Raw genomic sequence first — 21,409 nt, 5'->3', positions numbered from 1 at the left:
GGCTGCTTAGACTGGCAGTCATCCCGGAACAGGACTCGATCATGCTCAAGAATCAGTTGAAAGACCCCAGCCTGCTGGTAGAACGCGCTTACGTCGATGGGCAGTGGATTATCGCCGATGACGGCGCAACCCTGACGGTGACTGACCCGGCGACGGGGGAAAGTCTGGCGCAGGTTCCGGCCCTGTCGGGCGCTGAGACTCGCCGTGCCATCGAAGCTGCCGAGCGTGCCTGGCCCGCCTGGCGCGCACGTCCCGCCGCCGAGCGTGCGTTGCTACTGGAGCGCTGGTGTCAGGCCATGCTCGACAATCTTGAAGATCTGGCGCTGATCATGACCCTTGAGCAGGGCAAGCCGCTCAATGAGTCCCGTGGTGAAATCCGTTACGGGGCCAGCTTCGTCAAATGGTTCGCCGAAGAGGCGCGCCGCTCTTATGGTGAAACCATCCCGACGCCCAGTGCCGACCGCCGTTTGATGACCCTCAAGCAACCCGTTGGCGTCTGCGCTGCGATCACACCCTGGAATTTCCCCAACGCGATGATCACCCGCAAATGCGCCCCGGCGTTGGCGGCGGGTTGCCCGATTATCGTCAAACCGTCTGACCTGACACCACTGTCGGCCTTGGCGCTGGCGGTGCTGGCCGAGCGCGCAGGTATTCCGGCGGGCGTGTTCAACGTCATTACCGGCCTGCCTACCGATATTGGTGAAGAGCTGACCGGCAACCCGGTGGTGCGCAAGATTTCCTTTACCGGTTCGACGGCTGTTGGCCGTCTGCTGATGCGCCAGAGCGCCGAGCACATCAAGCGCCTGAGCCTGGAACTGGGCGGTAATGCACCGTTTATCGTGTTCGACGATGCCGACCTGGAACAGGCCGTGGCCGGCATCATGCTCAGCAAATTCCGCAACGCCGGGCAGACCTGTGTCTGTGCCAACCGCATTCTGGTGCAAAACGGCATCTATGATCGTTTTGCTCAGCGGCTTGTAGAAGAGGTCGCCAGACTCAAGGTCGGCAACGGTCTGGAGGAGGGCGTCACCATTGGTCCGCTGATCAATACGGCGGCAGTGAACAAGGTCGCCCGACACATCGACGACGCCTTGAGCCAGGGCGCGAAGCTGCTGTACGGCGGTCTTCCGGATGGCGATAACCCGTTCGTGCAACCGACCGTGCTGGGTGATACCCATGCCGGGATGCTGCTTGCCAACGAAGAAACCTTCGGCCCGGTTGCCCCGCTGATGCGCTTCAGTGACGAAGCCGAAGCTCTGGCCCTGGCCAACGCAACGCCTTACGGGCTGGGCGCTTATTACTTCACCCAGGACCTGCGCCGCTCATGGCGTTTCGGTGAAGCGCTGGAGTTCGGTATGGTGGGGCTCAATACCGGGATCATCTCCATGGAAGTCGCACCCTTCGGCGGGATCAAACAGTCAGGCCTGGGCCGCGAAGGTTCGAGCTACGGGCTGGACGAGTATCTGGAAGTGAAGGCGTTTCATGTGGGTGGGCTGTAGGCCTGATCGCCAGCAAGCCGCCTCTCACAAAGTACCCCTATAGCTCAGAACATCGGTTGCAGTGCTTCTGATCGGTGGGCGATAGTGCGGCTCCATGGATTCAGGAGCGCCGTTACTCCCATGTTGAAAATTCTGGCCGTTGCCAATTACCGCTCGATCAATAGCCTGGTTGTGCCTTTGGGGCGGCTCAATCTTGTGACGGGCGATAATGGGAGCGGCAAGTCCAATCTCTACAAGGCTTTGCGGCTCTTGGCGGAGACGGCCCAGGGCGGCGTGGTGGAAGCCCTGGCCCATGAGGGCGGACTCGATTCGACCTGGTGGGCCGGTCCTGAAGTCATAAGCTCGCGCATGAAACGGGGTGAAGTGCCGCTGGAGGCGTCCGTGCGACGAGAGTCGAAACGGCTGCGCCTGGGGTTTGCCACCGAGGACTTCGGTTTCGCCATTTCCCTGGGATTGCCTGAGCCACTTCCTTACCCGACCGCGTTCATGCTGGACCCGGAGATCAAGCGGGAATGCATCTGGGCCGGGCCTTTATACCGACCGGCTTCCTTGCTGGTAGATCGCAAGGGGCCGATGATCCGGGCGCGTCAGGGCCGTGACTGGGAAATCCTGCAGCAACATGGGCAACCCTTCGACAGCCTGTTCGCGCAACTGGGCAGCCCGAGAAACTTTGCCGAAATCGCCGAAATACGTGGGCTCATAACGGGCTGGCGTTTCTACGACCATTTCCGCATCGACCGGGACGCGCCGGTTCGCCAGCCGCAACTGGGCACTCGCACGCCGGTGCTGAACCACGACGGGCGCAACCTGGCGGCGGCTTTGCAGACCATCATTGAAGTGGGCGAAGTGGAGGATCTGCATCAGGCGCTTGAGGATGCGTTTCCCGGCACCCGGCTGGAAATCGATGCAACGCCCGGAGGGTTGTTCAGCCTGCTCTTTCATCAGCACGGGCTGCTTCGCCCCCTGACGGCGGCCGAGCTTTCGGACGGAACACTGCGTTATCTGCTGCTCATGGCCGCACTGCTGACGCCGCGACCACCGTCGATGATGGTCTTGAACGAACCGGAAACCAGCCTGCATGTCGACCTGTTGCCGGCACTGGCGCGGCTGATCATCCGGGTTTCACAGCGCTGTCAGGTCTGGGTGGTGTCCCACTCAAGCATCCTGATCAGGGAGCTGAGCCGCCATGAAGACTGCCAGAAAATCGTCCTGCAAAAGACCCTTGGCCAGACAGAAGTACAAGGCCAGAGGCCTTTGGATGCACCTGCCTGGCATTGGCATGATTGAAAACAGGCACACACGCAAAGTGGGAGCGGATTCATCCGCGAAAGCATTATCACAACCGACAGATAAACATCGTTTGAAATACCGTTTTCGCGAATGAGCGGAGCGCCGCCCGATTCCTACTGATCAGTTGCTGATCGACAGAATGCTCGCCTGATACGCACCCACGAAGATGTCGAAATCCACGACTTCTTCGGTTTCTTCCAGTTCTGCCTGTTCCGCAATGGAGGTTTTGGCCAGGGCTTCGAACTGTGCCTGATCTTCTGCGCCCAGCGGGTGGCTGCGGAAGTATTCGGCATGTTTCTGGCTCTGGCGGAACGAGAAGGCGGTGAAGCCTTCTTCATTTGCCCGCATGCTGGCCAGCACTTGTGCCGACGGCGTCAGTGACGAGTCATCGACCTTGGCCTGTTGGGCTGCAATCGATTTGATGTGCTCGTCGCTGCTCTGGGCCTTGTCCAGCAACTGTGCCAAGGGCGTGATCTTCTCCAGAAGTTCGGTGGCCCAGGCTTTCAGTTCGATAGTCGAATGATTGCGCTGCAATGTCAGGCCTGGACGGCGGCCTTCCTTGACCACCGACAGGAAGTTGGAGCCTGCGTCGGAGCATTCGTGGCTTGCCAACTGTGGGCTTTCTTCAAGGGCGCAGAACAGGATGAAGGCGTCGATGAAGCGAGCCTGTTCCAGATTGATGCCGGTTGGCAGGAACGGGTTGATGTCCAGGCAACGCACTTCAACGTACTGCACACCACGAGCCACCAGCGCCTGGATGGGGCGTTCGCCCGAATAGGTCACGCGCTTTGGACGAATGTTGGAGTAGTACTCGTTTTCGATCTGCAACACGTTGGTGTTGAGCTGTATCCACTCGCCATTGCTGTCGTGGGTGCCGGTTTCCACATACGGCGCGTAAGGCGTTGCCACCGCTTTGCGCAGGCTGTCGGTGTAGCTCACCAGATCGTTGTAACACGGCGTCAGGTCGGCTTGTGCCTTGCTCTGATAACCCAGGTCGCTCATGCGCAGGCTGGTGGCATAAGGCAGATACAGCGTATCGGCGTCGAAATGCTCCAGCTGGTGAGCGCGGCCCCGCAGGAAACCGGCGTCCAGTGCCGGCGAAGCGCCGAACAGGTACATTAGCAGCCAGCTGTAGCGACGGAAGTTCCGGATCAGCGCAATGTAGGAATGCGACTGGTAATCCCGGGCGTCGCCGTCGAAGTCTTCGGTCTGCTTGAGCAGCGACCAGACGTCTTCCGGCAGCGAGAAGTTGTAATGAATCCCGGCAATGCACTGCATGGTCTTGCCATAACGCAGCGCCAGACCCTTGCGGTACACGTACTTGAGCTTGCCGATGTTCGAGGTGCCGTAATAGGCAATCGGAATATCTTCTTCGGCCGGCAGCGGGCACGGCATCGAAGGGCTCCAGAGGTATTCGTCGTTCAGCTTGCTGTAGGCGAAGCGATGAATCCGGTCGAGGCTGTCGAGGGTCTGTGCGGGGTCCGTCAGGGCCGGCGTGATGAACTCCAGCAGCGATTCGGAATAATCGGTGGTGATCAGTCCATTGGTCAGTGCTGCACCCAGGGATTGCGGGTGAGGCGTCTGTGCCAGACGTGCCTGGTCGGTAACGCGCAGGCATTCTCGCTCGATACCGTGCAGGCACTGCTCCAGCAGAGAGAGGTTGTTACGCTCGCCAAGAAGAGCCAGGCGGCGGTTGAGAAATTCGCTCAAGGTGGATTCCTTCACGCATCGGTCGCCCCAATATGGGGGTGGACAGAACGGTCTACAAGGGTGAAGAAAGGAACTGGCGTTGTCGCCTGGTCGGGTCTTTAACGCCTGCTCACGATCACGGCTCTTTGTCGTAGGACCAAAATGGGTCCGACACCACGCTAATGGTGCCGAAATTACCCCAAATCGGTTCTATAGAGCTAGCAAGTGATTGCTTCCATCACACTTTCGTAAATTTTAGATGACAGCGAAGGTGCCTTGCGCCTTGGCGACCAGTTTATCGTCCTGGACCACTTCGGCTTCGACGACCAGTGTGCGGCGTCCGGCGTGAAGTACCTTGGCGGTGCATAAAACCTCGCCTTCGGACACGCCGCGTACATAGTTGATCTTGCATTCGATGGTGACGCTGCGCTGGTCGAAGCCATGGGAACTGGAACAGGCCAGCCCCATGCTGATATCCACCAGACTGAAGATCGCCCCGCCGTGCATCACGTTGCCACGGTTGCGCAGATGCGCCTCCAGAGGCAGCGCGACTTCGGCAACGCCTTCATCAAGACGCCGCAGCTCGCAGCCGAGCATCTTGAAGTAGGCGCTGTGGGTCAGGTCTTCTGGAATATCCATCAACGCTTCTTCAACTGTTTGGCATTGGCGAACAGCGAAGCCATGGCGTTATTGGCCGGAGCCGCGGTGGTGGTTTCCTTGCGTGGTGCGCTGCCTTGCTGGCGCGGGGCGGAACCCGGACGCGGGCCACGGGCACCGTCGATCTTCTCGCCAGGAGTGTCGCTCATGCGCATCGACAGGCCTACGCGCTTGCGCGGGATGTCGACTTCCATGACCTTGACCTTCACCACGTCGCCAGCCTTCACCGCTTCACGCGGGTCCTTGATGAACTTCTCGGACAGCGCCGAGATATGCACCAGACCGTCCTGATGCACGCCGATATCGACGAAGGCACCGAAGTTGGTGACGTTGGTGACCACGCCTTCGAGGATCATGCCCAGTTGCAGGTCCTTGAGGTCCTCGACGCCATCCTGGAACTCGGCGGTCTTGAACTCCGGACGCGGGTCGCGGCCCGGCTTTTCCAGCTCTTGCAGAATGTCGGTGACCGTTGGCAGACCGAAGGTTTCGTCGGTGAACTTCTTCGGGTCCAGACGCTTGAGGAAGCTGGCATCGCCGATCAGCGAACGAATGTCACGGTCGGTTTCAGCCGCAATGCGTTGTACCAGCGGGTAGGCTTCCGGGTGAACGGCAGACGAATCCAGCGGGTTTTCGCCATTCATGACGCGCAGGAAGCCGGCAGCCTGTTCGTAGGTCTTTTCACCCAGACGGCTGACTTTTTTCAGCGCGGCACGGGTCTTGAAAGCACCGTTCGCATCGCGGTGGGCAACGATGTTCTGCGCCAGCGTGGTGTTCAGGCCGGAAATACGCGCCAGCAAGGCCACCGAAGCCGTGTTCACGTCGACGCCGACGGCGTTCACGCAGTCTTCGACCACTGCATCCAGGCCACGGGCCAGTTTCAGTTGCGAGACGTCGTGCTGGTACTGGCCGACGCCGATGGACTTCGGATCGATCTTCACCAGTTCGGCCAGCGGGTCCTGCAGGCGACGGGCAATGGAGACGGCACCACGGATCGACACGTCCAGGTCCGGGAACTCCTTGGCGGCCAGCTCGGAAGCCGAGTACACCGAAGCGCCGGCCTCGGACACCATGACCTTGGTCATTTTCAGTGCTGGATATTTTTTGATCAGTTCAGCGGCCAGCTTGTCGGTTTCGCGGCTGGCGGTGCCGTTGCCGATGGCGATCAGGTCTACCGAGTGCTTGGCGCAGAGTGCGGCCAGTACGGCGATGGTCTGATCCCACTGGTTTTTAGGCACGTGAGGGTAAACGGTGGCGTAGTCGAGCAGCTTGCCCGTGGCATCGACCACCGCAACCTTGCAGCCGGTGCGCAGGCCCGGGTCAAGGCCCAGCGTGGCACGCGGGCCGGCCGGAGCAGCCAGCAGCAGATCGTGCAGGTTGTGGGCGAATACGTTGATCGCTTCGGTTTCCGCCTTGTCGCGCAGTTCGCCCAGCAGGTCGGTTTCCAGATGGCTGTAGAGCTTGACCTTCCAGGTCCAGCGCACGACTTCGGCCAGCCACTTGTCGGCCGGGCGGTTCTGGTTCTGCAGGCCGAAGCGCTCGCCGATCATCAGCTCGCACGGGTGCAGGGTGCCCGGCAGTTCTTCGCCGACTTTCAGCGCCGAGCTGAGGAAGCCTTCGTTACGGCCACGGAAAATCGCCAGGGCGCGGTGCGACGGCATGCTCTTGAGCGGTTCGTCGTGCTCGAAGTAGTCGCGGAACTTGGCGCCTTCCTCTTCCTTGCCAGGCACTACGCGGGCGCTGATCACGGCTTCCTGCATCAGGAAGCTGCGCAGTTTGTCCAGCAGGGTGGCGTCTTCGGCGAAGCGCTCCATGAGGATGTACTTGGCGCCTTCCAGCGCAGCCTTCACGTCGGCCACGCCTTTTTCGGCGTCGACAAAGCGTGCGGCTTCGGTTTCCGGAGTCAGGGACGGATCGTTGAACAGACCGTCCGCCAGCTCGCCCAGGCCCGCTTCAAGTGCGATCTGGCCTTTGGTGCGGCGCTTCTGCTTATAGGGCAGGTACAAGTCTTCGAGGCGGGTCTTGGTGTCGGCAAGGTTGATGTCGCGGGCCAGTTCCGGGGTCAGCTTGCCTTGCTCTTCGATGCTGGCCAGGATGCTGACGCGACGCTCGTTGAGCTCGCGCAGGTAACGCAGGCGCTCTTCCAGATGGCGCAGTTGCGTGTCATCAAGGCTACCGGTCACTTCCTTGCGGTAGCGTGAAATGAAAGGCACGGTCGAGCCTTCATCCAATAGTGCTACGGCCGCTGCGACCTGTTGAGGGCGCACGCCCAGTTCTTCGGCGATGCGGCTGTTGATGCTGTCCATAAGACCACCTGGAGTTGTGAGCAAAAAACTGGATTCTGTACAAAAAACTGTCTTGCCTGCCCGTCGCTCGCCAGTCTTGTCACAATACCGGCGAACCGCCATAGTCGGGCACTGCCCGACTTTGAGGGCCGCGCAGTATACCCGCCCAGGTCCAATTATGGGATTGGCCGGATAATGCGAGCGGTTTTGCTCATGTAGAAGCACTCATTTATGTAGGCTCCAGTAAAATCTGCTAACAATGCACACGGTGCGCATCACCGCAGCTACGCCATAATGCGCCCCGAGATCAAAGGAGCATCCGATGAGCAGCACTGCACAAAATGCTGAAGGCGAAAAAATCCTGATCGTCGATGACGATCCGGGGTTGAGCAGCCTGTTAGAGCGCTTTTTCACCAGTAAGGGCTATCGTGCCCGTGCGGTGGCGAACGTCGAACAAATGGACCGTTTACTGTCCCGCGAGGTTTTCAACCTTGTGGTTCTGGACTTGATGTTGCCCGGAGAAGACGGCCTGTCTGCTTGCCGCCGTTTGCGTGCAGCCAACAATCAGGTGCCGATCATCATGCTCACTGCCAAGGGCGATGAGCAGAGCCGTATCAAGGGGCTGGAGCTGGGCGCAGACGATTATCTGGCCAAGCCTTTCAACCCGGACGAACTGATGGCCCGCGTCAAGGCCGTCCTGCGTCGTCAGGCCGCGCCGGTGCCCGGTGCGCCCGGCAGCGAAGACGAGTCGGTCAGCTTCGGTGACTACGTATTGTCCCTGGCGACCCGCGAACTCAAGCGTGGCGATGAAGTACACATGCTCACTACCGGTGAGTTTGCGGTTCTCAAGGCGCTGGTCATGCATGCTCGCGAGCCGCTGACCCGCGACAAGCTGATGAACCTGGCCCGTGGCCGCGAGTGGGATGCTCTGGAGCGCTCCATCGACGTGCAGATTTCCCGTCTGCGTCGCCTGATCGAGCCCGATCCGTCCAAGCCGCGTTATATCCAGACAGTCTGGGGCGTGGGTTATGTGTTCGTTCCGGATGGAGCCGGGAACCGCTGACAGGTCACTGACCAGCGCAGAGCACCGAAGTCCTTGCCACTTGCGTCGATAGCCTGAACGGGTTATCGACGTTTTGGTTTTCGCGTTCGTACCATGGACTGGAACACGATCGGCAAATTTGCGAGCCTGGCTCGCCCTGCAAAGTGTATAGCTGCAGTTATGAAGACTCCGCTCTGGTTTCCGCAAAGCTTTTTCTCCCGCACCCTCTGGCTGGTGCTCATTGTCGTGCTGTTTTCCAAGGCGCTGACGCTCGTCTATCTGCTCATGAACGAAGACGTACTGGTCGACAGGCAGTACAGCCATGGCGTCGCCTTGACCTTGCGCGCCTATTGGGCCGCGAATGAAAACGACCGTGAAGCGATTGCCGAAGCTGCCGGCCTGATTCGTGTGGTTGGTGGCGGCGTACCTGAAGGCGAGCAGCATTGGCCTTATAGCGAAATCTATCAGCGCCAGATGCAGGCAGAGCTTGGGGCCGATACCGAAGTGCGTTTGCGGGTTCATGCACCTCCTGCTCTCTGGGTTCGGGCGCCGAGCCTCGGGGATGGCTGGCTGAAAGTGCCGCTTTATCCGCATCCGCTTCGTGGCCAGAAGATCTGGAACGTGCTGGGCTGGTTCCTGGCCATTGGCCTGTTGTCCACCGCATCAGCCTGGATTTTCGTGCGGCAGCTCAACCAGCCGCTCAAGCGTCTGGTTTTCGCCGCCCGCCAGTTGGGGCAGGGCCGCAGTGTGCGGTTGCCGGTCAGCGATACGCCCAGTGAAATGACCGAGGTTTATCGCGCCTTCAACCAGATGGCCGAAGACGTCGAACAGGCCGGACAGGAGCGTGAGCTTATGCTGGCGGGGGTTTCCCATGACCTGCGCACCCCGTTGACCCGGTTGCGTCTGTCACTGGAACTGATGAGCGACGAGAACGAGTTCACCGAAGGCATGGTGCGGGACATCGAGGACATGGACGCCATTCTCGACCAGTTCCTGGCCTTTATCCGCGATGGTCGCGACGAAGAAATCGAAGAGGTCGACCTCAGTGATCTGGTGCTTGAAGTGGTCGCGCCGTTCAATCATCCGGATGAACATATCCGTCTGTGTCTTGAGCCGATTCCGCCTTTCCCGCTGCGCCGGGTATCCATGAAACGCCTGCTGACCAACCTTATCGGCAATGCCATGCACCACGCTGGAAACGGTATCGAGGTCGCGGCCTATGTATCCGGCGATACCAACGCTCCTTATGTCGTGCTGAGTGTGCTGGACCGTGGAGCCGGTATCGACCCTTCCGAGCTGGACATCATTTTCAACCCGTTCATCCGTGGCGACCGCGCCCGTAGCGGCAAAGGCACGGGCCTCGGGCTGGCCATCGTCAAGCGGATTGCCGCCATGCATGGCGGCAATGTCGAGTTGAGAAACCGTTCAGGTGGCGGGCTGGAAGCAAGAGTGCGCTTGCCGCTGGGCTTGATGCTGCCAAGGGATGCTGTCTGACCTGAGATGGAGTGCTGCTGCAGGAGCGAATTCATTCGCGAGAGGCCTGTACATCCGAAGAAAATGTATCGGCCTCAATGACGTCTCGCGAGTGAATTCGCTACCTGCCGGTAAGAGTTCTCAGGCAAATCCGTGCTGGCGCCAGGCCTCATAAACGGCGACGGCAACGGTGTTGGACAGGTTCAGGCTGCGGCAGCCTTCGCGCATGGGGAGGCGCAATCTTTGCTCGGTGCTCAGCGAGTCGAGAATATCGGCTGGCAGGCCTCGGCTTTCCGGGCCGAACAGAAAGGCATCACCCTTCTCGAAGCTGACGTCGTGGAACGGGCGAGAGCCTTTGGTCGTAAAGGCGAACAGCCGCGGGTTGCCGATCTGTTCCAGGCACGTGGGCAGGTCGGCATGGGTTTGCAGCGTGGCATACTCGTGATAATCGAGCCCGGCCCTGCGCAGGCGCTTGTCGTCCAGCTCAAAGCCCAGGGGCTCGATCAAATGCAGGGTGCAGCCACTGTTGGCGCATAGCCTGATCACATTGCCGGTATTCGGCGGAATTTCTGGTTGAAAAAGGATGACGTGAAACATGCACGGCTCCGAACGAAAGGACGGGATGCATTCTACCCCCGAAGAGGACCCCAGGCCGAAGCTCTGGCCAAGAGTTCTTGGTTCGATGGCAATTGTCGGCTTTACCATCGGGATGATCATCGGTCGTCTGCAGCAACCCGCGCCTCTGGAACTGGAGCAGATCGAGGAGTTGCCCACAGGTCTGGCGCTCTGGTTCAACGAACAGCCGCAGGTTCAGGGCGATCATGTCGACGGGACGGTTGTCCTGCGTTTCGAGTCCTGGGGACGGCCATGGAATGGTCAGTTGCGCATCGACAACAAGGTTGCGCGCTGGAAGCTGGAGCGAAACGGGAAGGAGTTGGTACTGACGCTGCTGGCGGCCCGTCCTCTGCATGGCGACTGGCGCGCTGCAGAAGTGGACGGGCGCTGGAGACTTGAGGTCAGTCTCCGGGAGGAATAAAAGAGGGGAATCCCCGGCCTGCCTGTACCAAGGTCCCCAAAACTGGTGATGTATAACCTAATGCAGGGCGCGTGCCAGTTTTGAGAATTCTTTTGTACTGTCCTTGTTTTCTGCCTCAAACCCTTGTGCGAAAGGGCTTTTGAGGACGTGCAGAACGCTTTTCGATTCAGGCGAGGGTTTTTTCTCGGCAATATTCCGGTTTCAATAAGGCACCAAAATGGTGCCTTGTATGAGGTTTGTGCGCTAATTGCGGCGTTCTTCAGTGATTCTGGCCATGCCAGGGCACCAGCTTGCGTTGCAGCGCCCGCAGGCCCAGTTCCATCGCAAACGCGATCACGGCAATCACCAGAATCCCCAGGATCACAATATCCGTCACCAGAAACTGCGCGGCCGACTGCACCATGAAGCCAAGCCCGCTGGTGGCTGCAATAAGTTCGGCCGCCACCAGTGTCGACCATCCCACACCGAGCCCGATTCGTATGCCGGTCAGAATGTCCGGCAAGGCGCTGGGCAGGATCACATGGCGGATCAGTTGCCAGCGGGTGGCGCCCAGGGATTGCGCGGCCCGCAGCCTGGTCGGGTCCACGGTGCGTACGCCGGTTGCCGTGGCAATGGCGATGGGCGCGAAAATCGCCAGATAGATCAACAGCACCTTGGAGAATTCGCCGATGCCGCACCAGATCACGATCAAGGGCAGATAAGCCAGCGGCGGAATGGGCCGATAGAACTCGATCAGCGGGTCGAAAATGCCTCGGGCGATACGGTTATGGCCAATGGCGATACCCACCGGAATGGCGCTGAGGATCGCGGCCCCCAATGCCAGGCCGATACGTTGCAGGCTGGCGCCCAGGTGCTGCCAGAGGTTTGAGTCCATATAGCCGGTGGTCAGCAGCAGCCAGCCTTTCTGCAGAACGTCTGAGGGCGGTGGCAGAAACAGCGGTTCGATCCACTGCGCAGCGGTCACCACCCACCACAGGCCCAACAGGACCGACAGCGTCAGGACACTGATGGTGCGGGTGCTCAGCTTCAATTGCAGCGGAGCACGGGCAGTTTTCCCTTTGGCTGTCTTGGCCTGGGTCTGTAATTCATAGCTGCTCATGCGCGCTGCTCCCGTGTGAGGTTGCGCTGGGAAAAGACGCTGGCCAGTACGTGTTCGCGGGTTTCGATAAAGCGTGGATCGGACTTGATCGCCCGTGCCGACTCACCGGCGCTGTAGCGTTGCCCGAAGTCCAGTTGCAGGCGTTCGGCAATATGGCCGGGATTGGGGGCCAGCAGGATCAGGTCGGTTGCCAGGAAGACGGCTTCTTCGATGTCGTGGGTAATCAGGAACACCGGTTTGGCGGTGCGTCTCCAGACTTGCAGCAACAGTTCCTGCATCTGTTCGCGGGTGAAGGCATCGAGGGCGCCGAAGGGTTCGTCCATCAGCAGCACCCGAGGGTTGGCCGCCAGCGCTCGGGCCAGGCCGACACGCTGTTTCTGTCCGCCCGACAGTTGCCAGATTCGGCGCTGCTCGAAACCGGCCAGGTCTACCAGCGCCAGCATTTCCCGGGCTTTCGCTTCGCGTTCTGCCCGAGAAACGCCTGCCAGTTCCAGGCCGAAGGCCACATTGGCCAGCACATCCTGCCAAGGCAGCAGCGCATCGTCCTGAAACACCACGCCACGCTCTGCACTCGGGCCTTCAACAGCAATGCCGTCGAGGGTGATACGCCCGGCGCTTGGCTGGACGAAGCCCGCAATCAGATTGAGCAATGAGGTTTTGCCACTGCCGGAAGGGCCAAGGGCGACCAGCAGTTGCTGCGGCCCCAGTCTCAGGTTGATATCCGCCAGCACAGGCTCTGCCGCGCCGGGGTACTGTGCGCTTATACGCTTCAGTTGCAATAGAGCCATGGCTGTTGCCTCATTCTCGATCAGGTGGGTTATTGGGGAATGAACTTGGCGCTGGTGTAGGCCGAGTAATCAGGCAGTACCGCATCGACCTTGCCCTGTTCCTTCAGGAAGGCAGCGGTCTTGGTGATGGCCTCGATGGTTGGTGCGCTCAACAGGGCTTTCTGGTCGGCGGCCAATGGATAGACGTTACCTTCCAGTAGCGCCGGAATATCGGCCGTCTTCGCACCGGACAGCTTGCTCAGTTTTTCGATATTGCCGGTATTGGCGATCCAGGCATTCGGGTCCTGACGGTAGCTGGCGTAGGCATCGAGGGTCACCTTGGCGAAGGCGCTGACCAGTTGCGGGTTCTTGGCCGCGAAGTCCTTGCGCACGATCCAGGCGTCAAAGGTCGGCGCACCGACCTTGGCCAGTTCGCCGGAGGTGATCAGTACCTTGCCGGTTTCCTTGGCAACGCCCAGTGCCGGGTCCCAGACGTAAGTCGCGTCGATATCCCCACGTTTCCAGGCAGCGGCAATGGCGGGTGGCGCCAGGTTCAGGATGGTGACCTTGGCCGGGTCGATGTTCCAGTGCTTGAGCGCTGCCAGCAGGCTGTAGTGGCCTGTGGAAACGAACGGCACGGCGACTTTCTTGCCGATCAGGTCTTGTGGCGTATTGATGCCCGAGCCATTGCGGGCCACCAGCGCTTCCGCCGCGCCGATCTGGGTGGCGATCAGGAAGGTTTCAACCGGCAGTTTGCGAGTGGCTGCGGCGGTCAGGGGGCTTGAACCGAGATAGCCGATCTGTACATCGCCCGACGCGATGGCGGTGATGACGTCTGCACCGTTCTCGAACTTGCGCCATTCGATCTTCGAGTTGGTGGCTTTCTCATAGGCGTTATCTGCCTGAGCGACCTTGGCGGGATCGACGGTGGTCTGGTAAGCCACAGTGAAGTCGGCAGCCTGGGTGAGGAAAGACGCGCCTGTCAGAGACAAGGCCGCCAAAAGGCGCAGGGAGAAGTGCAGTTTCATGGTGAAGCTCCGAATCAGGCGGGCCGGGTACTGGCTGATTGCGGAGCGTAAATGATCTAAGAATTTAGAAATAAATAACTTTTTTGAATTAGCTTATGAGCCGAAAACGAGACTGTTCCCGAGTCGTAGGAGCGAATTCATTCGCGAAATGCATCGCGAATAAATTCGCTCCTACGCAGGCGGCGATCTTTTACACAGATTGCGCATTACGGCTTCAAGGCTTCCACACCTGCACATCCTTGGCGTCCACGGCCTTGGGCAGCAGCCCCGCTGCCAGGAATGCATCGGCAATGCTCTGTTGCTCATCGAGTTGGTCGGCTTGTACCGCTTGCACCTCATAGCTGCGCCGCTTATTGGCTGCTTCTACGGTCGCGATATCCAGGCTGCCCCACAGCGGGCTCAGAATCCTTGCGGCTTCGTTCGGGTGGGCTTTGACCCATTCGCCGGTTTTCTTGAGTTCGGCGAACACCACCTTCAGGACTTCCGGGTTGCTATTGGCATAGGGCGTGGTGGTCAGGTAATAGCGTTTGTAGCTGGCCAGGTCAGTGCCGTCGGCCAGGGTGCGGGTAGGCAACTGGCGCTGTACGCTGCTGAGGAAGGGTTCCCAGGTGACCCAGGCGTCCACCTTGCCGTTCTCGAAGGCGGCGCGGCCATCGGCTGGTGTGAGGTAGGCGGGATCAATATCGGTGAACTTCAGGCCGGCCTTGTTCAAGGCGGCAATCAACAGGTAATGGCTGCCAGCGGCTTTGGTGACCGCGATTTTCTTGCCCTTGAGATCGGCCAGGGTTTTGAACGTCGAATCGCTGCGCACGACAATCGCCTGGGCTGATGGAGAAGAGGCTTCCTGAGCGAAATACGTCAGCCGCGCTCCCGCCGCCTGAGCAAAGACCGGGACCGTATCGGCGACATCGGCGCTCAAGTCGACATTCCCCACGTTCAGTGATTCGAGCAAAGGCAAGCCACTGGGAAACTCATGCCATGACACCGAAATGCCCTTTTTGTTCAGTTCACGCTCCAGCGTACCCTGGCTTTTGAGCACCGAAATGAGCGTTGAGGACTTCTGAAAGCCGATTCGCAAAGTTTCTTTTGCGTGTGCTGGCACAGAAAGTGTCAAGGTGGTGGCAATTGTCATAATTACTGCTAGTTGATTCGCAAGTAACCGTTTTGTAAGGGATTTTATCTTCATTGTGCGGGTTTTCCGGTTGGGATTTCGTGACTGGAGAGTCGAGATCCGGTTGTCCGGTAGCTGAAAACTAAACGATCTGACGAATGGTCGAAAAATATTTTTTGGGAATTAGCTTATTTGATGGATACACTCCTGTGCGTCCTGGTTGAAATGCGTTGTGACATATATCAAATCAGTCTAAAAGCGTTACGAATAATTGCTTTTGGATTTATCGGATTTTCACTACCTTGCACCAGTGACAACGCGGTCTAGTCATTTGAGTCTCGAGGCGCACAGTCACCATTGACCTCTGGTCGGGCCTGTCGCTTAACGCGAATACATGGGTCAGAGCCTTGCTCGGCACCATGGATTAAAAAAATTAGATTCACGAGGAGCGTAGCAATGAAGAAGTCCACACTGGCCCTGGCCGTAACCTTTGGTGTATTGGCTCAGCAGGCCGGCGCAGCAGGTTTCATTGAAGACAGCAAGGCGTCCGTTAGTTCTCGTACCATGTACTTCAACAACGACCTGCGTGAAGGCCGTAACGTTACTGACCAGCGTGAAACCGCTACCGGTCTGAAGTTCGATTTCATCTCGGGTTACACCGAAGGCACCGTTGGTTTCGGTCTGGACGTTCAGGCTCTGGTGGGTGTGCATCTGGGTGGCGGTATCCAGAACAAGACCGCTACTACCCAGAACAGCTTCTTCCCCATGGATACTGACGGTGATTCGGTCAGTTCCTGGAGTCGCGGTGGTGCCAACGCCAAGGTCCGCTTCTCGAAAACCGAACTGAAAGTCGGTAATGCTCTGGCACCAAACCTGCCAATCCTGGTTTCCAACGACGGTCGTTTGCTGCCTCAGACCTTTGAAGGCGGTATCGTTACTTCCAAGGATCTGGACAACTTCACCTTGACTGGCGGTCAACTGACCGGTTCCGCTGGTCGTGCTTCCAGCAACTCCACCGGTTTGTCAGTATTTGGCGCTACTCGTGACAGCAACGAGTTCCGTTTCGCCGGTGGCGACTGGAAAGCCACCAAAGACCTGACCCTGCAGTACTACTTCGCTAACCTGGAAAACTTCTACAAGCAGCATTTCCTGGGTCTGGTACATGTTTACCAAATCGCTCCTGACCAGTCCTTCAAGACTGACCTGCGTTATTTCAACAGCAGCGCTGATGGCAATAACAGCAAGAACGTAGCGGGTTATGCCTTCAACAACAACAACGGTTATGCCAAGAACGTTGGCGAAGTCGACAACAAGACCTGGTCTGCAATGTTCACCTACACCTTGGGTGGTCATGCGTTCCTGGTCGGTCACCAACAAGTCGGTGACGACGGTGGTTTTGTCAACCTGAACCAAGGCAACGTTGTGGATGGTCGTGGTCGTCCAGAAGGTAACGGTGGCTCCAGCTTCTACCTGTTCACTGACTCGATGATTAACCAGTTCAACCGTGCCGGTGAGAACACCACTTTCGGTCAATACTCGTATGACTTCGCCAAAGTGGGTATTCCTGGTCTGAAAGCTGCTGTTGCCTACCTTCGTGGTGAGGACGTCAAAGGTGCTCGCAATACCTCTTCCTTTGGCCATGAGTACTCGGAGTGGGAACGCGACATGCGTATCGACTACGTGATCCAGAGCGGTCCGTTGAAAGGCTTCGGTACTACCGTGCGCCACGGTACCTACCGTGCGGATGAAGGCCTGAACGGTGCAAGTGATGCCGACCAGACTCGTCTGATCTTCAACTACACCTACGCTTTCAAATAAGCTTGGTCTGTTGAAAAGGAACCCCGCTTCGGCGGGGTTCTTTTTGCCCGAAATTTAATATTCCTTTCAGGTCTAACCAAATCGATATCCATTCTTTTTAATTTTTTAGCAGGCGGTGCACAGTAGGGCCATAACTCAATGAACACCCGACCGAACAAGGAGCAACACCATGACACTGCGACTTGGCGATATCGCCCCTGACTTTGAACAGGATTCCAGTGAAGGCCGTATCCGTTTCCATGAATGGCTGGGCAATAGCTGGGGCGTGTTGTTCTCTCACCCGGCCGATTTCACGCCGGTCTGCACCACCGAGTTGGGTTTCACTGCCAAATTGAAAGACGAGTTTGCCAAGCGCGGTGTCAAGGCGATTGCCTTGTCGGTGGACCCGGTCGATTCCCATATCAAATGGATCGACGACATCAACACCACGCAAAACACGCTGGTCAATTTTCCGATCCTGGCCGATGCCGATCGCAAGGTTTCCGATCTGTACGACCTGATCCACCCCAATGCCAGCGACACGCTGACCGTGCGTTCTCTGTTCGTGATCGACCCGAACAAGAAAGTGCGACTGACCATCACCTATCCCGCCAGCACCGGGCGCAATTTCAACGAGATCCTGCGGGTCATCGACTCTCTGCAGTTGACCGACAACTACAAGGTCGCCACGCCAGCCAACTGGGTGGATGGCGATGATGTCGTGATCGTGCCATCCATCAAGGACGAAGCCGAGATCAAGGAGCGTTTCCCTAAAGGCTACAAGGCTGTCACGCCTTATCTGCGTCTGACGCCACAGCCGAACCGTTGATTTACAGCTTCATCGAGTGGGGTTATTCGGGCCGATTTATCGGCCCTTTTTTATGTGCGCAAATTTTTGCGCCCCCCATCCTTGATAAAACACCCCTGAAATCCCCTCCAAGCCTTATGAACAGGGCTTTTCGACCACCTGCGCAAGATATTGCGCAGGTGCGCATGGGCTTGCGCACTTTTTCGGGATTTTTGTATGAAAAATAACCAGTTTTTAGGAGGTTTAAATTTAAGCTATTGATTGTTATATAGAAAAATTAACAGGCATGACTCTTGATACAGACCGTTCCCACGTCCGAGCGAAGTCGCTCGGCAACCATCAGGGAACAAGGGATGTTCATGCTCGTTTACCAGGCCAGCCGCTTCATCACTCTTCACTTTCAGGTATCCGCTGAAGACGCACGCAACGGTGCGCCCCATGACTAAGAAACACGGCACCCTGCAAGAACGGCGTGGGGCACGCTTCGACAAGTTTCCGTCTTCTGCCACCTGTGCCTGTTCGCTCAAGACGGCGGATATCGCCATTGTCCCGGTGCGCTATGCCCTGGACCGTTCGCGCTACGATGTCGAACCCGCACAGCTCAAGCCCTTGCCCGCCCGTGGCCAGTGGAGCCCACTGCCACGACTCAAGACCCGCAGCTACACCTTGCGCCAGCTCTACGACGGGTACGTCTATGTGTTCGACGAAACGGCAGGGACGTTTCATGAGTACAGCGTTTCGGCGTCCGATGCCTGCCTGACGCGCATCGTCTGGACGGAGGCCCATCTGGGGCGTGACGTTCGCAGCGGCGATGGAGAGGGCAACCCTTACCTGCTTTACCCCCGCAGGAACCGCCTGCATCTGGCTTTTTCCCCGGTGCAATGGACCTGGCGAATCTGCGAACACATGCGCTCACACGCCGACAGCCGCGCCCTGTGGATGAAGCCTCTGGACCTGGCCAACTTCTGCGCCACCCTGAACGAGCCGGGTACGTTGCCACTGATGACGCTCGCCACGGCCGTCGCCGATATCGACAAGAATTACGTGGTCGAGGACAAACGCTTCGCTGACTCGTCCATTCCGACTGCCGAGCCCGAGCCACAGCCTGATCAGGCGGCGAAATCGCTCTTTACCCCGCTTGGGGCCGATGTGTACTGGCTGGGCAATGTCCCGGACAGATGCAGCTCGCTGCTGGTCGCCCTCGACGATCCGCTGGGCGTGTTCAACGACCTGGGCATGCAACTGGCGGGTGATCAGGCCGCGTATCAGAACTGGCAACAGGAACACGAACATAAGCTGCAAATGGCTCAGACCGTAACCGCGCTTTGCGGGGCCAATGGCGAGCTCAAACACCTGCCCTCGTGGGTACGCGAGGACAGCGCCAGCACCCAGCGCTACCTGCATGAGATGGAGGAGTATTTCGACCAGATGGACCTGGAGGAGATGCTGACCATGCACGGCAATCCTCCGGGTGGCTCGCTGGGCACGATGGACATGTTCAAGAGCGCAGAAATGCGCCAGATGCTGCATACCCGTTATGGCCGATACCCGTCCGAAGACGACCGGCAGGCCTGGAAGGATCGCGAGAAATGGCGCCGTGAAGTCGACCTCAAGGGCGCACGTACCTATCTGCAAGACAACCTGCCCATCAGCGAAGCCCTGCTGCAACAGGTCCGCGACACCCAGGCGGATTTCCAGACATGGGCCGAGCACCTTGGCAGCGACCCGCTCAGGCTGTTCATCGACACAGCCAACCCGAAAACCCTGCTGTACCTGCAAACCGTCATGACCGACTTGCTGATGGTCTATGGCCAGGATCAACAGGCCAGCGTCTGGTTGGCCAAGCAGGAAGCCCGGGGCAGTACGCTGTTCGGGACGATGCGTTACGGCTTTTCTCCAGGCCTCAAGGAAGCTCTGGATCAGGAAGCCAACGCCCTGCTCAACGGCATTGGTGACTTCACCAACCTGGCCACCCGCGCTGGCGAACTCAACGCCGCGCTCAACCATCAGGGTTTCGCCGACGCGGCCTGGATGAAAAAGCTGAAACAGCCGGTGCAGGACACCTTCAAGGCCCTGCGCGAACTGGCGAGCGGGGCAGGTAAAACGATTGCCGAAAACATGCTGCTGGCCTGGGTGCCGGTCGACAGCCGTCTGGCGCTGGGCAAGGGCCAGAACCTCGGAGCCTTGATCCGCAACTTCATGATCGGCCAGATTCTGGCCAATACGCCGGAAATGATCCGCATCAACGAACAAATCGCCTCCCGACTCAAGCAGTGGAAACGGGAATGGTGGCTGCTCACCAAACAGATCGACGACACCCGCTTTAACTGGCTCTACCCGCACCATCCCCGCGAACGCCGAAACCTGGCGCGCCTGCTGCAATCACAACTGGAAGCGTTGCGCCTGCACGAACTGAAAATCCCGAGCCTGCTGGACTTTCAGAACAACCAGTACGCCCAACTGCTGCAGGACGAAATCCGTGCCTTCTTCAAGTCCGGCCTGGACGTCGCCAAGGACTGGCACACCCGCGCCAAAGCCTGGAGCGAGCGTTTAGGTGGTTTCGGAGCCGGGATCACCTGGGGCGTCATCCTGCTCAACTTCATCAACACCGCATTCCTCTATGAAGACCTGACCCGCGATGGCGACTTCAGCGGCAAGGATATCGTCAAGGTCGGTTACAGCCTGGGTTACAGCTTCAATTTGTTGATGGCTGTTTTTGTCGAAGCGCCGTGGGCGGTGATCAAGAATGCGACGCCGGTGCTGATCGACGGCAAAAGCATCGGCATTCTGGATCGCTCTTCCGCCTACTGGAAAGCGCAGGGAAACAACGCTTGGGGGGATGCGATTCGCGGGTTCAGGAGCACGGTGGTGGCTTTGGGGGCGTTTGCGGTGGCGGCGGCGATGTTGGAGATTTGGGATATTTGGGACGATCACAAAAATGCTAGAACCTCAGAGGAAAAAACGGCTCTAGTTGTAAAGGGTTTTGCTGTTCTTGCAATGGGTGCTGGGGGTGTAACTCAGTTGATAGCAGGGCTAACCTTATCTAGAGCTGCCGTATTTTTTGTAATGAGTACATGGGTAACTATTGGTATTTTAATAGCTGGATTCGTTTATTTAATCGCCAGCATGGTCTTGAACTATTTCAAACAGGACAGTGTCGGTTGGTGGTTGCGAAAAAGCTGCTGGTCGCGCTCGCCTGAACATCGGCATACGGATACCCAGGAAGGAAAGCTCGAAGAAAAGCGCGCTCTATTGGAAATCCAGCTGAGCCCGCAAATTTTAATTAAAAGCACGGTTGAGTACCGACAGAAGTACATAGGTAAAGTCGGGTATGTAGATATACCTATACAGAATGGTGCCTGGATACAAATACGTCTGCCTGAGGTATTACGCGGGCAATGTGTTCAGCTGAACGTGATCAGCAGTACACGGCCCTTCGGCGTTCTGCCCACAGTGGAAGCAGATACTCCCATCGCAGACGCATTTGAAAAACGCGGAAAATTTGCTCCTCTCAAGGAGTTTGGCAGGCTAGGAAGTGAACGACCTCCTTATAAATCACCGGATCTGTATTTCCCGATTTTTCCTGCAGGCGAGGACGTCATCTGGCAGACCTGGGTTCCGCTCAGGGAAGAAGCCACCTACATCGAGCTGAAAATCTGGTATCCGAATGAGGTGAGTGCTTCAGAGCAAAAAGCTCAAAGCTATCTTTACCAGATAGAACTAAGCCAAGAGGGCAGTATGGTTGTAGATGGCTCAACCCTCACACAGCTCGAAGTCAGTAAAAAAAGCCGTGCCAATGCACTGGCCCTTGCTCTTCCGGAATAAGAATAT

Annotated in this window: 16 protein-coding genes; 8 read left to right on the top strand and 8 right to left on the bottom strand. The window is 58.1% G+C overall.

Annotated elements, in window-relative coordinates; all coding sequences use genetic code 11:
- The first annotated feature begins 41 nt into the window (after nt 1-41).
- The gene (locus KGD89_RS24685) at nt 42-1,499 is read left to right on the top strand and encodes an NAD-dependent succinate-semialdehyde dehydrogenase (protein ID WP_025262403.1); all 1,458 of its coding nucleotides are present in this window, start codon (nt 42-44) and stop codon (nt 1,497-1,499) included.
- Between the two features lie 120 nt (nt 1,500-1,619).
- Entirely contained in the window at nt 1,620-2,786 is a 1,167-nt protein-coding gene (locus KGD89_RS24680; protein WP_025262402.1) for an AAA family ATPase, read from the top strand.
- A 123-nt stretch (nt 2,787-2,909) separates the two neighbouring features.
- Here KGD89_RS24680 and gshA read toward each other — a convergent pair whose 3' ends face one another.
- The 3 genes from gshA to KGD89_RS24665 all read right to left on the bottom strand — a co-directional run bounded on the left by gshA (nt 2,910) and on the right by KGD89_RS24665 (nt 7,438).
- The gene (gshA, locus tag KGD89_RS24675; RefSeq protein WP_025262401.1) at nt 2,910-4,499 is read right to left on the bottom strand and encodes a glutamate--cysteine ligase; all 1,590 of its coding nucleotides are present in this window, start codon (nt 4,497-4,499) and stop codon (nt 2,910-2,912) included.
- Between the two features lie 234 nt (nt 4,500-4,733).
- The gene (locus tag KGD89_RS24670) at nt 4,734-5,117 is read right to left on the bottom strand and encodes a PaaI family thioesterase (protein WP_025262400.1); all 384 of its coding nucleotides are present in this window, start codon (nt 5,115-5,117) and stop codon (nt 4,734-4,736) included.
- Complete coding sequence (locus KGD89_RS24665) at nt 5,117-7,438, bottom strand: Tex family protein (RefSeq protein ID WP_025262399.1); 2,322 nt, start codon at nt 7,436-7,438, stop codon at nt 5,117-5,119. The genes KGD89_RS24670 and KGD89_RS24665 overlap by 1 nt, the downstream gene beginning before the upstream one ends.
- Before the next feature lie 301 nt (nt 7,439-7,739).
- Here KGD89_RS24665 and ompR point away from each other — a divergent pair, with 301 nt between their 5' ends.
- Nucleotides 7,740-8,480 (top strand): osmolarity response regulator transcription factor OmpR, encoded by a 741-nt coding sequence (ompR, locus tag KGD89_RS24660; protein ID WP_025262398.1) that lies wholly within the window; start codon nt 7,740-7,742, stop codon nt 8,478-8,480.
- Between the two features lie 159 nt (nt 8,481-8,639).
- Nucleotides 8,640-9,953 (top strand): ATP-binding protein, encoded by a 1,314-nt coding sequence (locus KGD89_RS24655; RefSeq protein WP_025262397.1) that lies wholly within the window; start codon nt 8,640-8,642, stop codon nt 9,951-9,953.
- Nucleotides 9,954-10,073: 120 nt separating this feature from the next.
- On the opposite strand, the gene trmL is transcribed toward KGD89_RS24655, so the two are convergent.
- Nucleotides 10,074-10,529 carry a tRNA (uridine(34)/cytosine(34)/5-carboxymethylaminomethyluridine(34)-2'-O)-methyltransferase TrmL gene (trmL, locus tag KGD89_RS24650; RefSeq protein ID WP_025262396.1) on the bottom strand — a complete coding sequence of 152 codons (456 nt, stop codon included), beginning with the start codon at nt 10,527-10,529 and terminating at the stop codon, nt 10,074-10,076.
- Between trmL and KGD89_RS24645 the strand changes: the two genes are divergently transcribed.
- Nucleotides 10,528-10,968, top strand: a complete 441-nt coding sequence (locus KGD89_RS24645) for a hypothetical protein (protein WP_025262395.1) — start codon at nt 10,528-10,530, stop codon at nt 10,966-10,968. The two genes, trmL and KGD89_RS24645, sit on opposite strands and share 2 nt — an antisense overlap.
- 259 nt (nt 10,969-11,227) lie before the next feature.
- On the opposite strand, the gene tauC is transcribed toward KGD89_RS24645, so the two are convergent.
- From tauC to KGD89_RS24625, 4 genes are all read right to left on the bottom strand, one after another.
- Nucleotides 11,228-12,067 carry a taurine ABC transporter permease TauC gene (gene tauC / locus KGD89_RS24640; RefSeq protein WP_025262394.1) on the bottom strand — a complete coding sequence of 280 codons (840 nt, stop codon included), beginning with the start codon at nt 12,065-12,067 and terminating at the stop codon, nt 11,228-11,230.
- A complete protein-coding gene (gene tauB, locus KGD89_RS24635) occupies nt 12,064-12,855 on the bottom strand; it encodes a taurine ABC transporter ATP-binding subunit (RefSeq protein WP_025262393.1) in 792 nt (263 codons plus the stop codon). Before tauB ends, tauC begins: the two co-directional genes overlap by 4 nt.
- A 29-nt stretch (nt 12,856-12,884) precedes the next feature.
- Nucleotides 12,885-13,862, bottom strand: a complete 978-nt coding sequence (tauA, locus tag KGD89_RS24630; RefSeq protein WP_025262392.1) for a taurine ABC transporter substrate-binding protein — start codon at nt 13,860-13,862, stop codon at nt 12,885-12,887.
- A 214-nt stretch (nt 13,863-14,076) separates the two neighbouring features.
- Nucleotides 14,077-14,994: an aliphatic sulfonate ABC transporter substrate-binding protein gene (locus KGD89_RS24625; protein WP_074569103.1), complete on the bottom strand. Its 918-nt coding sequence runs from the start codon at nt 14,992-14,994 to the stop codon at nt 14,077-14,079.
- A gap of 435 nt (nt 14,995-15,429) precedes the next feature.
- On the opposite strand from KGD89_RS24625, the gene KGD89_RS24620 reads away from it, so the two are divergent.
- The 3 genes from KGD89_RS24620 (at nt 15,430) to KGD89_RS24610 (ending at nt 21,403) form a co-directional block, all read left to right on the top strand.
- Complete coding sequence (locus tag KGD89_RS24620) at nt 15,430-16,791, top strand: OprD family porin (protein WP_025262390.1); 1,362 nt, start codon at nt 15,430-15,432, stop codon at nt 16,789-16,791.
- Nucleotides 16,792-16,960: 169 nt separating this feature from the next.
- Nucleotides 16,961-17,599, top strand: a complete 639-nt coding sequence (locus KGD89_RS24615) for a peroxiredoxin (RefSeq protein WP_025262389.1) — start codon at nt 16,961-16,963, stop codon at nt 17,597-17,599.
- Between the two features lie 417 nt (nt 17,600-18,016).
- Nucleotides 18,017-21,403, top strand: a complete 3,387-nt coding sequence (locus KGD89_RS24610) for a T6SS effector BTH_I2691 family protein (RefSeq protein ID WP_025262388.1) — start codon at nt 18,017-18,019, stop codon at nt 21,401-21,403.
- Nucleotides 21,404-21,409: the final 6 nt, after the last annotated feature.

The organism is Pseudomonas cichorii (assembly GCF_018343775.1).
GTDB classification, from domain to species: domain Bacteria; phylum Pseudomonadota; class Gammaproteobacteria; order Pseudomonadales; family Pseudomonadaceae; genus Aquipseudomonas; species Aquipseudomonas cichorii.
Note: the sequence above shows the minus strand (reverse complement) of the source record. Positions and strands in the feature narration are given on the sequence as shown.

What these genes read in the sequence shown, in the direction of transcription:
- KGD89_RS24685 (WP_025262403.1), top strand. Translation starts at nt 42, where the DNA reads ATGCTCAAGAATCAGTTGAAAGACCCCAGCCTGCTGGTAGAACGCGCT.
- KGD89_RS24680 (WP_025262402.1), top strand. Translation starts at nt 1,620, where the DNA reads ATGTTGAAAATTCTGGCCGTTGCCAATTACCGCTCGATCAATAGCCTG.
- KGD89_RS24670 (WP_025262400.1), bottom strand. Translation starts at nt 5,117, where the DNA reads ATGGATATTCCAGAAGACCTGACCCACAGCGCCTACTTCAAGATGCTC.
- KGD89_RS24665 (WP_025262399.1), bottom strand. Translation starts at nt 7,438, where the DNA reads ATGGACAGCATCAACAGCCGCATCGCCGAAGAACTGGGCGTGCGCCCT.
- ompR (WP_025262398.1), top strand. Translation starts at nt 7,740, where the DNA reads ATGAGCAGCACTGCACAAAATGCTGAAGGCGAAAAAATCCTGATCGTC.
- KGD89_RS24655 (WP_025262397.1), top strand. Translation starts at nt 8,640, where the DNA reads ATGAAGACTCCGCTCTGGTTTCCGCAAAGCTTTTTCTCCCGCACCCTC.
- KGD89_RS24645 (WP_025262395.1), top strand. Translation starts at nt 10,528, where the DNA reads ATGCACGGCTCCGAACGAAAGGACGGGATGCATTCTACCCCCGAAGAG.
- trmL (WP_025262396.1), bottom strand. Translation starts at nt 10,529, where the DNA reads ATGTTTCACGTCATCCTTTTTCAACCAGAAATTCCGCCGAATACCGGC.
- tauC (WP_025262394.1), bottom strand. Translation starts at nt 12,067, where the DNA reads ATGAGCAGCTATGAATTACAGACCCAGGCCAAGACAGCCAAAGGGAAA.
- tauB (WP_025262393.1), bottom strand. Translation starts at nt 12,855, where the DNA reads ATGGCTCTATTGCAACTGAAGCGTATAAGCGCACAGTACCCCGGCGCG.
- tauA (WP_025262392.1), bottom strand. Translation starts at nt 13,862, where the DNA reads ATGAAACTGCACTTCTCCCTGCGCCTTTTGGCGGCCTTGTCTCTGACA.
- KGD89_RS24625 (WP_074569103.1), bottom strand. Translation starts at nt 14,994, where the DNA reads ATGACAATTGCCACCACCTTGACACTTTCTGTGCCAGCACACGCAAAA.
- KGD89_RS24620 (WP_025262390.1), top strand. Translation starts at nt 15,430, where the DNA reads ATGAAGAAGTCCACACTGGCCCTGGCCGTAACCTTTGGTGTATTGGCT.
- KGD89_RS24615 (WP_025262389.1), top strand. Translation starts at nt 16,961, where the DNA reads ATGACACTGCGACTTGGCGATATCGCCCCTGACTTTGAACAGGATTCC.
- KGD89_RS24610 (WP_025262388.1), top strand. Translation starts at nt 18,017, where the DNA reads ATGACTAAGAAACACGGCACCCTGCAAGAACGGCGTGGGGCACGCTTC.